This window comes from Chryseobacterium scophthalmum (assembly GCF_900143185.1).
Taxonomy (GTDB): Bacteria; Bacteroidota; Bacteroidia; order Flavobacteriales; family Weeksellaceae; genus Chryseobacterium; species Chryseobacterium scophthalmum.
The window spans coordinates 16,169-28,778 of record NZ_FSRQ01000005.1 but is presented as its reverse complement, the minus strand read 5'-3'; the positions used below and the strand labels follow the sequence as shown (position 1 = coordinate 28,778).

General features: G+C 33.7%; 10 protein-coding genes. 4 read left to right on the top strand and 6 right to left on the bottom strand.

The window, feature by feature from the left end; all coding sequences use genetic code 11:
• The first annotated feature begins 28 nt into the window (after positions 1 to 28).
• Positions 29 to 1,156 (top strand): T9SS type A sorting domain-containing protein, encoded by a 1,128-nt coding sequence (locus tag BUR17_RS18240; RefSeq protein ID WP_074231941.1) that lies wholly within the window; start codon positions 29 to 31, stop codon positions 1,154 to 1,156.
• Between the two features lie 617 nt (positions 1,157 to 1,773).
• On the opposite strand, the gene BUR17_RS18235 is transcribed toward BUR17_RS18240, so the two are convergent.
• The 4 genes from BUR17_RS18235 to BUR17_RS18220 all read right to left on the bottom strand — a co-directional run bounded on the left by BUR17_RS18235 (position 1,774) and on the right by BUR17_RS18220 (position 5,839).
• A complete protein-coding gene (locus BUR17_RS18235; protein ID WP_228418849.1) occupies positions 1,774 to 2,739 on the bottom strand; it encodes a DUF3810 domain-containing protein in 966 nt (321 codons plus the stop codon).
• A gap of 91 nt (positions 2,740 to 2,830) precedes the next feature.
• The gene (locus tag BUR17_RS18230; RefSeq protein ID WP_074231940.1) at positions 2,831 to 4,603 is read right to left on the bottom strand and encodes an MFS transporter; all 1,773 of its coding nucleotides are present in this window, start codon (positions 4,601 to 4,603) and stop codon (positions 2,831 to 2,833) included.
• A gap of 48 nt (positions 4,604 to 4,651) precedes the next feature.
• Positions 4,652 to 5,377 carry a lysophospholipid acyltransferase family protein gene (locus BUR17_RS18225; RefSeq protein ID WP_084550778.1) on the bottom strand — a complete coding sequence of 242 codons (726 nt, stop codon included), beginning with the start codon at positions 5,375 to 5,377 and terminating at the stop codon, positions 4,652 to 4,654.
• Between the two features lie 3 nt (positions 5,378 to 5,380).
• Complete coding sequence (locus BUR17_RS18220; RefSeq protein ID WP_074231939.1) at positions 5,381 to 5,839, bottom strand: GtrA family protein; 459 nt, start codon at positions 5,837 to 5,839, stop codon at positions 5,381 to 5,383.
• Positions 5,840 to 6,068: 229 nt separating this feature from the next.
• Here BUR17_RS18220 and BUR17_RS18215 point away from each other — a divergent pair, with 229 nt between their 5' ends.
• The 3 genes from BUR17_RS18215 (at position 6,069) to BUR17_RS18205 (ending at position 9,574) form a co-directional block, all read left to right on the top strand.
• Complete coding sequence (locus tag BUR17_RS18215) at positions 6,069 to 6,332, top strand: hypothetical protein (RefSeq protein WP_074231938.1); 264 nt, start codon at positions 6,069 to 6,071, stop codon at positions 6,330 to 6,332.
• Between the two features lie 86 nt (positions 6,333 to 6,418).
• On the top strand, positions 6,419 to 7,270 hold the full coding sequence (locus BUR17_RS18210; RefSeq protein WP_074231937.1) for an ATPase: 852 nt from the start codon (positions 6,419 to 6,421) through the stop codon (positions 7,268 to 7,270).
• Between the two features lie 15 nt (positions 7,271 to 7,285).
• Positions 7,286 to 9,574, top strand: coding sequence for an NADP-dependent malic enzyme (locus BUR17_RS18205; RefSeq protein WP_074231936.1), 2,289 nt, complete (start codon positions 7,286 to 7,288; stop codon positions 9,572 to 9,574).
• A gap of 120 nt (positions 9,575 to 9,694) precedes the next feature.
• Here BUR17_RS18205 and BUR17_RS18200 read toward each other — a convergent pair whose 3' ends face one another.
• Complete coding sequence (locus tag BUR17_RS18200) at positions 9,695 to 11,038, bottom strand: MATE family efflux transporter (protein WP_074231935.1); 1,344 nt, start codon at positions 11,036 to 11,038, stop codon at positions 9,695 to 9,697.
• Complete coding sequence (locus BUR17_RS18195; RefSeq protein WP_074231934.1) at positions 11,014 to 12,327, bottom strand: lysine N(6)-hydroxylase/L-ornithine N(5)-oxygenase family protein; 1,314 nt, start codon at positions 12,325 to 12,327, stop codon at positions 11,014 to 11,016. Before BUR17_RS18195 ends, BUR17_RS18200 begins: the two co-directional genes overlap by 25 nt.
• Positions 12,328 to 12,610 lie beyond the last annotated feature (283 nt).

Genomic DNA, 12,610 nt, shown 5'->3' with positions numbered 1-12,610 from the left:
TGGTCATAGTCCTAATAGCCAATTACACATGATGGTACAGAGATATAATCCTGCAGGGCAGCCTGTTTGGGCAAATCCTGTGAACATCGTTTCTAATGACCCTGCCAAAAGAACTTCTCCTGCTGATATTTATGAGTTGGCAAATAATGAAATAGAAATTATTTTCCACAAATTGGCTACGTCTCAGATTAGTTATTTATTTGCTCAGAAGTTAGATTCTAATGGAAATATTCAATGGTCAGACGGACCTACTCAAATAACAACACAAACGACAGTATCAAATGGTTTTTACTCTGGGTTTTCAGATGGCAACAATGTTTACTACGGCTATACAAGCGGACAAAATAACCGATTCGATTCATATTTGCAGAGAGTAAACTCAGATGGTAGTTTACCTTGGGGAGTAAATGGAGTAGATTTTGATACAAACCAAACAAACTTTGAGAAAAATATAAAAGTGGCTTTTGCTCCTGGTTCACAAAATATATGGGCAATTGCAAACTATACAGGAACTTCACAAGGAAGTGGGGGAGAATATGTACAGAAGTTTGATAAAGTTACTGGTAACAGGCTTTTTACTAACAACGCAAAGCAGGTTTTTCCTATATCAGCTGACTTTATGATGCACACAAGTGACTTACATTTAGTTGATGGAAAACCTTATTTTGTAGTAGAGAAAATAAATGGTTCTGCACCGATTTCAACGTCTTTAAATGCTGTTTTGCTGGATGATAATGGAAACTTTGCATGGCCTCAACAATATATTCCAATGGCTACTTTATCTAGGCCTAAAAGCTATGTTACTGTTCTAAAACCTTTTAATAACCGAAGTGTAATTGTATTTAAGGAGGAAAAAACTGGTACTAATGCAAATCCATTCACTTATGCGCAAAGTCTTGTACTTCCTGCTGCATCATTAGGAACGAGTGATATTGTAAAAACTAAATCGGTTACATTATATCCAAACCCTGCTACTGATGTTATTCATTTAGATGGCGCTGATAATTCTAATTTTGTTATTTATAATGCTGTAGGACAAGTGGTAAAATCAGGTGAAATGAAATCAGGCGAAATTGTGGTAAACGAGCTTGTGAAAGGTCAATATATTTTGAAATTAAAGGGAGAGGAAAAAGCAATTAAATTCATTAAAAAATAATTGAAAAATAGATAATATTGGTAACTGTATAATTATTAATAATTTACAAAATTTAATAATAGACTGATTTCAATCTGTTATTGAAAATTAAAATTTACGATGCCATATTCCATTAGACCTAAAGTAATTTAGGTCTTTTTTATGTGAAATTTTTAGAAGATTCTTTTCCTTTTTTCTACATGATATATGTTTTGGGTGATAATTATGTTTCTTTTGGAAACATAGATTCAGGAAAAGTTAACTTTAGTATCTTTTTTTAATATAATTCATTATTGAAGAACACAGAATTATGTGAAAAATAGTTAAAATTTAAACGTTAATATTATTTACTTGTTTTTAAATTATTTTTTATTTTTTTTAAACTTTTTTTATTAAAATACTTTTGTAATCGATTGTACATGATGTATATGTAAATCATAATTGTGAGAGAAATAAAATTTAAGAAGTTTCAAATCATAAAATTTTCATAAAACTTAAATAAAATGTGGGGTGATATTTTGAATTTTAAAAAAAAATCGTACTTTTACAGTGCCTTGAATGAGGGAACAAGTCAAGGTAATAAATTTTTTTTCATCATTTGTGTTTTTAGAATCGTATCGCCTGATACGATTCTTTTTTTATGGAGTAAAGATGCTTTTGTAGTGTACTAAAAGGTCAATGAAATAAGAATAAGTAATCGCGCCTTCCTGCTGATTGCTTTTAAGAAAAAGATTATTGGTAAACCCAAAAAAGTCATTCAGATAGCCTTGATGTTCTGCTATAAATTTCCTTTCATTCAATCGGTCTCTCTTCATTCCTTCAGAATAGTTTTCTAAAGCCGTTTTTACAAACTTTTCATCTTCATTAACGATAGAATTTAATAAGCTCTTTAAAGTAAAATATTCCGTGCTGTATCTGAGCTCAGGATTTTTTGAATGTACACCAATCAGATAACCTACAAAATTTGCTTCCTGTTCTCTTGCAAATCCCAATTGATGAGAACTTTCATGAGAAAGAGTGAATGGAAGATAAGAAGATGGCAATTCAGCGTTGAATTGAGCTTCTGCAGTGAAAGGATTGTAATACCCTAAAATACCTGTAAAACTCATTGTTTTTCCAAATAAACTGGATTTAAATGAATTGGTTGTAGTGCTTTCTTTTTGACTTATAAAATTAGGAAGCGTTTTTTGTCGATCTAATATTTCTTGTTGAATTGCATTTAAATCTTTAATGACAAAAACTCCGTTTTTATCTTCTTTAACGAGCTTTCTGGTTGCTTTCGATTTTTCAAGATATTCTAATGCCAATGCTTTTCTTACTTCCAGTGTAACTTCTGTTTTTGGAAGTTTTGCGATAATCGGTGTCTGAAAATAAAGCATTCCCCAAAATACCTGATAAGTGAAATAAGTAATATTTAAAACAATTAATATTTTAAATACAGCATTGCTTCTTGTTTTCTTTTTAAAGAGTTTGATGATTAAATAAATCAATAAAATTCCCAATAAAATATACAGTACATCTCCAAATGAAAAAGGAATCCATGCGAATAATAGCTGATGGATTTTTTTCTGAAATTCAAATACTTTTTCAAAAAAAGAAACCACAATTTGCAGTTTTGAAAAAGTATAGAACAAAAGAAATTGGGCAAGTAAAATACCCGCCCAAAATCTCTTTTTTTTATATGTTTTTGTAGTATTAATGTGCACCTTCAGATTCTAAAACGTCAACATCAATTCCTTGTTTGCTTAAGGTCTTCTTTGCAAGATAAGCAAATAGGGTAATATAAGCAAAGCAAAGTACCGGGATTATATAAGAGCTGTGAATTCCGATAATATCAGAAAGTTTTCCTTGTAATGGAGGGATAATTCCACCTCCCAAAATCATCATTACCAAAAATGCAGAACCTTGAGCGGTATATTTTCCTAATCCTGTAATCGCCAAAGTAAAAATTGATGGCCACATAATGCTACAAGCAAGACCTCCAGATAAGAAAGCGTAAATAGCAAAATTTCCGGTGGTCATTAAACCTACAATCATTGCAATAACACCAAAAAGACCAAAAATAATAAGCGTTAAAGCCGGTTTATTTTTACTCACCAAGAATAATATCACCTGAATAACGATACAGATTGCATAAAAATACAGATTAGACATATCTTTCTGTGCAATAACATTAATTCCTATAATCACCAAAAAGGCAACAAATGGAACTACAATAGTGGCAATCATCTGTTGTTGTTTGTTAAGGTTGAAAACAGTAATTGCACCGGTCCATCTTCCGATCATTAAACTTCCCCAATACATCGAAATATAAGGTGCTAAATCTGAAGACTGATGTCCTCCAAATTCCGGTAAACTTAAAAGTTCACCCAAATTACTACCAATGGCTACTTCCACTCCTACATAAGCAAGAATGGCAAGCATTCCCAAAACAAGTTGTGGATATTTCATAGCTCCCCATCCTTCCGGATTTTTCTTAGAGCTTGTATTTGCATAAACAAGACATAGAACTACGGCTAATAAAGCACCACCTAAATAGTACATTCTTGTTTTTTCTAAAGGATGTTTTACTTCCAGCAATTCAGCTTTTTTAGTGTCAATGTTTTGTTGGATATTTTCTATCGTAGCAACATTGGTTTCAGATTTTTTGCTGTTTTCTAAAACAGTAATTTCCTCATTAAAAGTTTCTATCTTTTTAGCAGCATCAGAATTATAACTTGCAAATACAGGGATGAAACAAAGGATTACTAAAACAGTCATTGCAATCAGATTCTTTCTTGCTTTGCCTGCTTTTTCCATGGGTTCTGTAGAAATTCCGGCAGGTAATTTTTTAGAAAAATGAAAAATTCCGGCAGCAATTAAAAACAATGCTCCAACAGCGGTATACAATAAAATTACTTTGTCTAAAGCTAAATGTTTAATCTGATCATCATCTACCGTTGCAGTAGTTCCGAAAAGAGCTAAACCTACAATGATAGGTCCGATTGATGTACCAAAAGAGTTGACTCCACCTGCAAGATTCTGTCGGCTTGTTCCTGTTTTAGGATCTCCCAACAAAACAGCGAAAGGATTGGCTGCAGTCTGCTGAATAGAAAAACCCAGTGCTACAACGAATAATCCGATTAGCATTCCGTAGTAAACATTTGCTTTCACCGCAACGATCATAATAGCTGCTCCAATTGCGGAGAGGAGGAGACCGTAAACAATACTTTTTTTGTAGCCCCATTTACCAATGATATCTATACCTTTGATTGTACTAAATATGAAAAGCAATAATGCTCCCAAAAAGTATGCAGTATAGAACGCAAAATCGATAAGCTGCGACTGGAACTGATCGAGTGAGAAATAATTTTTACAGAAAGGAATAAAAATGCTGTTTCCTGCTGCAATAAAACCCCAAAAGAAAAACACTAAAATCAGTGTATAAAGTGCGGGGTAATTAGTAGGTTGAGTAGTTGTTTTTGACATATTTGTTAAAAATAGATTCTTAATAACAAATATATATTTTTTATGTGATTAACTGTGTTCTGTTAATGTTTTTTTTATTGTCTCAAAAGCTGACAGTTTTAAATCTCTTGGAGAGTTTGTTGGTTCCAGAATATCGTTGAAAAATACTTTTACTTTTCCGGGATAGCCTTTAGAGTTATCAAATGGAAACATTTCCTTCAAACCTATAAAAGTAAAAACGGCAATAGGAGAGTGGTGTTTCGAAGAAAGTGTAAAAGCTCCATCTTTAAATTCATCTAAAACAATTGAGGTGTCATCGGGAACTCCACCTTCAGGAAAAAGAACAATACTGTTGCCTTCCTCCATTTTTTCAGCACATCTTCTGTAGACATCGGCACGGCTTCTGGCGCTGCTTCGGTCAACCATTACGCAGATTCTTTTGTAGATGGTTCCGAAAATCGGAATTTTTTCTAATTCTTTTTTTCCAACATAACAAAGCTGATGATTGGGAAACAAAATGCAGGGGAGCATAATATCCATAATCGAAGTATGGTTTGAAATGATAACGTATTGTGTGTTTTTGTCGATTTTTTTATCGGTAAGATTAATGAGTTTATATCGTAAACCCATTCCGAAAAACATTCCGTAGCACCAAATTCTTATTAAAACATGAGCATATTTGAATGTGCTTTTCTTTAAAGACAGAATGTATACCGGTAATCCCAGAATAATAGTCAGAACAAATGCCAATATAATCAGCCAGAATCTCCAGAGGTAATTTAAAATTGTAGTCACAAATCAACCGTTAAATATTACTTTTTTCTTTACAGAATAATTAAGAATAGAAACCAATAAAATAGCAGCAATCTTACTCGTCATTTCCGGACTCAAGGTATAAAAAATTAAATCAATATTATCTTTAAATATAAAACTATAAAAGATTTGGAAGAAACTTAAACTTAAAATGGTCGAAATAAAAGAAACTACCATAAAGTAAGCAAATTCTTTTCGTTTAGAATGCTTTCCACGCTCAAAAACAAACCAGATGCTCAGAAAATAATTAAATAAAATTCCGCAGCTTGTCGATAAGATATTACTTAACGGATAATGAATTCCGTGAAAATTTTGTTCCTGAGAAATGGCTTGTGGAAGATAGGTACTGAAGATTTTGAAACTCCCGATTTCCACAATCGCACTGAGGCCGCCTGCAATAATAAATAATAATACCTGTTTGTGGCGTAGTAGTAATGCTCTCATCTATTTTAATAATACGCAAATTTATAACTATATGTTAAACAGTGAAAAAAGTTGTTAATTTTTTTTTTCGTGTTAAAATAATTTCTAATTTTAATTTTCAGAACAAAAGAAACTGTACCTGATAAAAAATTCATTTTCAACTTTTTCTGTTGATGGTCTTTCTATCTTGTAATGCATGATGAAAAGAATTTACACAAGTTTTACGAACTACTTTAACCTAAATATTTGTATGAAATCTCAAAACAAATACAGAAAATTTCAGCTTCAACAAAAAAATATTGAAGTTTTGGAAAAAGAAAATACCCGCTTCAAAAGGGTGTACTCAGAGTACGAAAATATGTCGGATGATCTTTGGAATCTTGAAAATTCTAATGGCGATCCTGTACCCGACGATTTTATCAACGCGATGGTAATGCAGGCTACTTATCTTGAAGAAGAGATAGAAGACTGGCTAATACAGTATAACCAAAATAAAAGCGAAATCAAAAACTGAACTTAATCATAAATGGAAGTATCTGTGTCTGTTTTTGAGGGCTAATTAAAGATAAATTCATAATTTAGCCCCTTAAAATTAGAAATATGGTTGCTATTGTTGATAGTGGTTCTACTAAATCTGACTGGGTAATCTTGGATGACTTCAAAAATGTTTTCTTAAAGACCGAAACCATTGGTTTCAACCCCAATTTTATCAGCAAAGAGCTTATTGTACCCGAAATTGAAAAAAATAACAGCTTATTATCTGTAAAAAATTCAATTACCAAAATCTTTTTCTACGGTTCTGGTTGTGGCGTTAGAAAAAATTGCCAGACAATAGAAGAAGAAGTAGGAAAGGTTTTTACCAATGCAGAGATTATTGTAAAAGAAGATTTGTATGCAGCAGCTTATGCAGCTTATAACGGGAAACCAACAATTGTCTGTATTTTGGGAACGGGTTCGAACTCATGTTATTTTGACGGAGAAAATTTAAAGATAAAACTTCCTTCATTAGGTTATCTTATGGGTGACGAAGGAAGCGGAAGCGCCATCGGAAAACAGTTGGTGCGCAGATTCTTTATGCAGAAACTTCCTCAGGATTTACATCTTGAGTTCAAAGAAATGTATGGATTAACGATTGATGAAGCATTGAAAAACATGTATCATACAACCAGACCCAATGCATACTTAGCCAATTTCAATAAATTTGTTGTCGAAAGAAAAGATCATCCTTACTTCCAGGAAATGGTTTTGGAAGAGATGAAAAACTTTTTCGATTATCAGGTTCTTCCGTATGAAGAATCTCAGGATGCCGAGATCAATTTTATCGGCTCTATTGCTTATTATTACGAAAATATTTTACGTTCTGCAGCGTCAGAACTCAATTTGAATGTGGGGCACATTGTACAGAAACCAATCGAAAGCTTGGTTGATTACCACATTAAATACATACTTTAAAAAACAGAAAATTATATGTCAAGTAAAACTCACCGCGACGAAAAAAACTTTAGTCAGGCAGCGTTAGATTATCATAAAGCAGAACCCAAAGGAAAGATTGAGGTAATTCCTTCAAAGCCACACTCATCGCAGAGAGATTTGTCTTTGGCATATTCTCCGGGAGTGGCTATTCCTTGTCTGGAAATTGAAAAAAATCCGGAAACGGTTTATGATTATACAGGAAAAGGAAATTTGGTGGCGGTTATTTCAAACGGAACAGCAGTTCTTGGTTTGGGAGACATTGGAGCTGAAGCTTCAAAACCGGTAATGGAAGGAAAAGGTCTTTTGTTTAAGATTTTTGCAGACATCAACGTTTTTGATATTGAAATCGACGAAAAAGATCCGGATAAATTTATCCAGATTGTAAAAGGAATTGCTCCAACTTTTGGAGGAATCAACCTTGAAGATATCAAAGCTCCGGAAGCTTTTTATATAGAGCAAAAATTAAAAGAAGAATTAGATATTCCGTTGATGCACGATGATCAGCACGGAACGGCGATTATTTCTGCAGCAGCATTGATCAACTCTCTTCAGATTGCCAATAAGAATATCGAAGAAGTGAAAATGGTGGTAAATGGAGCAGGAGCTGCAGCAATTGCTTGTACCAATCTTTATATTTCTCTTGGTTTAAAAAGAGAAAATGTATTGATGTGCGACAGTAAAGGTGTTATCAACCATAAAAGAGAAAATCTTACTCCTGAAAAATTAGATTTCATTGCTCAAACAGATCTTGAAACTTTAGAAGATGCAGTAAAAGGTTCAGATGTTTTCATTGGTTTGTCTAAAGGAAATGTGATGACACCAGAAATGTTGAGCAGCATGAACGAAAATCCAATCGTTTTTGCATTGGCAAATCCGGATCCTGAAATTGCTTACGATTTGGCGCTTTCTACAAGAAAAGACGTTATCATGGCGACGGGAAGAAGTGATTATCCTAATCAGGTAAACAATGTTCTTGGTTTCCCATATATTTTCCGTGGTGCATTAGATGTTCAGGCAAAAGGCATTAATGAAGAAATGAAATTGGCAGCAGTTCATGCGATTGCTGATTTGGCTAAAGAACCGGTTCCTGAAGCCGTAATTTTAGCTTATAACGTTAAGAATTTACAGTTTGGTAGAGAATATTTTATTCCGAAACCATTTGATAACAGATTAATTACCAAAGTATCAAGCGCAGTTGCAAAAGCAGCTATTGAAAGCGGAGTTGCAAGAAAAACTATTGCAGATTTTGACGAATACGAAACTCAGCTTCTCGACAGAATGGGAAGAGATGAGAAATTGGTAAGAATGATGCAAAACCGTGCAAAAGCTAATCCGAAAAGAATCACTTTAGGAAATGCTGAAGAATATAATGTTCTGAAAGCTGCACAGATTTTATATGAAGAAGGAATTGCTCATCCTATTCTTTTAGGAGACAAAAAATATGTGAAAGAGCAAATGGAACGTTTCGGAATCAACATTGATGTTCCGATTATCGATCCAAGTGACGACGATCAGAAAGAAAACAGAAAAAAATACAGAGAAACCCTTTGGAAACTTCGTCAGAGAAAAGGGATGAACGAGTACAAGGCAAAAAGATACGTTCGCCAGAGAGATTATTTTGGTCCTTTGATGCTAAAACATGGTGATACAGACGGATTGATTATTGGTTTTTCTAAAAATTATGTTTCTACTTTAAGACCTGTTTTAGAAGTTATCGAAAAAGATAAAGGGGTTGATAAAGTAGCTGCAATGATGATGATCTTATCTGAAAAGAAACCTATTTTCTTCGCTGATACTTCGATCAACCAAAATCCTACAGCTGAAGATTTGGTGAATATTGCTAAGATGGCAGAACACACCGTGAAATCATTCGCTATCGAGCCGAGAATTGCAATGTTAGGTTTCGAAAACTTTTCTGCCATTTCTGATACTTCCAAAAAAGTGGCGAAAGCAGTAAATATTCTTCATGAGAAATTCCCGAAAATGATTGTGGATGGAGAAATTCAGCCTGATTTTGCAATGAACTCTGATCATTTAAGTGATTATCCGTTCTCAAAATTAGGAACAACTCCGGCAAACACATTCATCTTCCCGAATCTAGAATCTGCAAACTTATCTTACAAAATTATCAGAGGAATGAAGGTTGCGCAAGTAATCGGACCAATCTTGATGGGACTGAAACAACCGGTTCACGTTTTACAAATGCGTTCAAGTGTTGATGAGATTGTTAACTTGGCAACGGTTGCAGTTTTGGATGCACAGAGAAGAGAGGTTAAAAAATAGTTTTTGATTGAAGTCCCTAAGGGACGACTTAATAAAGGATAGGATAAAATCCTATCCATCAAAAATGTAAATCAATAAAAAGTTGGGCAGAATTCGTAGAATTCTGCCCAACTTTTGTTTTTACGTAAGTTGCATCTTTGGTTTAGCAATACCTTTCCTTAATATAATAAACGTAGTCACTCCCACAATTACTTCTATCAAAGCGCTTCCCCAATAAATACTTTTCACTCCAAAATAATAAGGAAGAATAAGCATTAATGGAATATAAAGAATCAACTGTCGTAAAAAAACAAGGAAACTTGCTTTTTTACTATCGTTTACTGCAGGATAATAGGATAGTGCCAAAACAGTAATTGGTAATAGCGGAAGTACAGAGAAAAACAATCTGAAATCCTGAATCTGACTTGTGTTTACTATATATCCCGGAAGCATTAATCCGATTAATTGTTCCGGAAAAATCATTGCCATCAAAAAGAAAGGCGAAAGTATCGCAACTCCTGCTAAAATATAGGTTTTTAAAAATTGCCTTGCTCTTTCAAATTGTCCGGCTCCGAAATTAATTCCTACAACAGGCTGTAAACCTCGCATCAATCCAAATAAAGGAGTTAATAAAAACAGGAAAAACCGATTCAAAACGGTGAAGAAAGAAATGTCATCTTCCGTTCCGTAAGAAGCAATCGCATTAAAAATAATAATACTCTGTACAACTCCCATTACGGATAAAATCATTTCGGGAAGTCCTAATTTTAAAATCCTTTTTCCAATTTCAGGATGATAAGAAACCGATTTCCAATTGGTCTTGAAAGAACTTTTTCCTTTAGCGTAATAATAAAATCCAAGTAACGAATAAATCAGCATTCCGCAATTGGTTGCCCAAGCTGCGCCGGAAACGCCCATCCCGAAAGTTGAAATAAAAATTGGTTTTAAAATAATATCGATGACTAATCCGATTGCAATCATCACAGCAGCGGTTTTCATTTTTCCTTCTGCCCGAATTAACATATTTAAAGCTAAACCGTAGATCCAGAAAATAGTTCCAATCAGCGTAACTCGAAAATATTCAACTGCAATAGCTTGTAACTCTCCTTTTGCACCCATCATTGCCATCAGTTCATTCGCAAAAATATAAGCCGGAACTGTACAAATTAATGAGAAAAATATACATAGAAAATTGAAGCTTCCAAACAGTTTATATAATTTATCCTGTCTGTTTTCGCCAATCCAAATACTTACTGCTGCACCTGCGCCAATTCCTACCAATCTTCCAAACCCTAAAACAATTTGCGACAACGGAAAAGCCATTCCTACGGCAGCAAGAGCTTTTGTATTAATTAAATATCCAACGAAAATAGCGTCCAGGAAATTATTGATCCCGTATAAAACGATCGCTGCAACGGCAGGCCATGAAGTTTCCCACATGACCTTTTTTAAGTCACCTTTTAAGATGAATGTTTTGCGATCCATTCTTTCGATGTATTGAATTGCTGAAAGGCAATGCGTTTTTCAACTTTATAAATTTCTTTTCCGGCGATAGAATTAATGATAATCGCATTTCTGTAAGCACACATTCCCAAATCCGGAGTGACGAAACCGTGCGTGTGAAGCTCTGCATTTTGTACAAAAATGTTTTCTTCATTATCGATGGTGTAATATCGACTTACATCAAACAAACCATCTTCGTTTCTTTGAATTTGATTTTCGATTCCTTTCAAGAATTTCGGTTCGTTATAGGTATATCCTGTTGCCAAGATCACATAATCTGAATTGTGAGTGAAAGTGGCCTCATCCTGAATATGAGTGAAATTTAAGACATAAGAATTTCCTTCAGGAGAAATATTATCCAGTTGGCAACTTGGTTTTAATTCTACATGTAGAGGAACATTTCCAACACTCATTTCGTACATCGTATCAAAAATATCGTTGATGAGGTCAAAATTAATTCCCTTGTAAAGCGGATGTTGTTTCGCTAAAATATTTTTCCGCTGATTGGAAGGCATCTGATAAAAATGGTCAACATATTCCGGCGAAGTCAATTCCAATGTCAGTTTCGAATATTCCATCGGGAAAAAACGGTCAGGTCTTGTAAACCAACTCATGAATAAATTATCATCTGTTTCCGGAAGAAGATGCTGAAAAATTTCAGCAGCACTTTGCCCGGAACCGATAATAGAAACCGATTTTGAATTTAAAATTTCTTCTTTGTGATTCAAATATTCTGAAGTATGAATAACGTTCGGATAGTTTTTATCTTTCATAAATTCAGGTAACTTGGGCTGAGTTCCTGTTCCTAAAGAGAGTTTGGTTGTATAATATTTTGTGACATCATTATTTTTTAAATCTAAAACTTCAATGATATAAATTTTCTGAGTTTCGTCAAATGTAATGTTTTCAACTTTTTTTCCGAAAAGGCAATTTTCCAATTGATTGGCTGCCCATTGACAATACAGATTGTATTCTTTTCTTAAAATAAAGAAATCTTCTCTAATGAAAAATTTGTACAAACGGTCAGTTTCCTTTAAGAAATTCAGAAAGCTATATTTGCTTTTCGGATCTGCCATCGTCACCAAATCTGCCATAAAAGGGACTTGTAAAGTAGCATTGTCAAGCATCAAACCGGGATGCCAATCGAAGCCTTTTGCCTGATCTAAAAAAAGTGAATCGATAGATTCCACAGGTTCTAAAAGTGCTGCCAATCCAAGATTAAAAGGACCAATTCCGATCCCGATGATGTCGTATATTTTGTTGTTTTCCAATGTTTTTGTTTTTTGAAATTATTTTATTGAACCATTAAGTTTCTATTAAGGAGTTAAGGAATTTAAGTTAGATTCTTCATTTCGCTTTGCTCCATTCAGAATGACAGTGCGCATGTCATTTCGACGAAGGAGAAATCTCTTAATAATCTTAACATCTTAATAAAATCTTAATGGTTGAAATTTTAATTAAGCAATATTTGTCATTCCGTAGGAATCTCAACTCGAATTAAATATATTGTTTAGATTCTTTTCAGAAATCGAAGATTCGACGTAGTCAATAACA

Coding starts and splice junctions, on each gene's coding strand:
- BUR17_RS18215 (WP_074231938.1), top strand. CDS start 6,069: ATGAAATCTCAAAACAAATACAGAAAATTTCAGCTTCAACAAAAAAAT.
- BUR17_RS18205 (WP_074231936.1), top strand. CDS start 7,286: ATGTCAAGTAAAACTCACCGCGACGAAAAAAACTTTAGTCAGGCAGCG.
- BUR17_RS18210 (WP_074231937.1), top strand. CDS start 6,419: ATGGTTGCTATTGTTGATAGTGGTTCTACTAAATCTGACTGGGTAATC.
- BUR17_RS18240 (WP_074231941.1), top strand. CDS start 29: ATGATGGTACAGAGATATAATCCTGCAGGGCAGCCTGTTTGGGCAAAT.
- BUR17_RS18200 (WP_074231935.1), bottom strand. CDS start 11,038: ATGGATCGCAAAACATTCATCTTAAAAGGTGACTTAAAAAAGGTCATG.
- BUR17_RS18220 (WP_074231939.1), bottom strand. CDS start 5,839: ATGAGAGCATTACTACTACGCCACAAACAGGTATTATTATTTATTATT.
- BUR17_RS18230 (WP_074231940.1), bottom strand. CDS start 4,603: ATGTCAAAAACAACTACTCAACCTACTAATTACCCCGCACTTTATACA.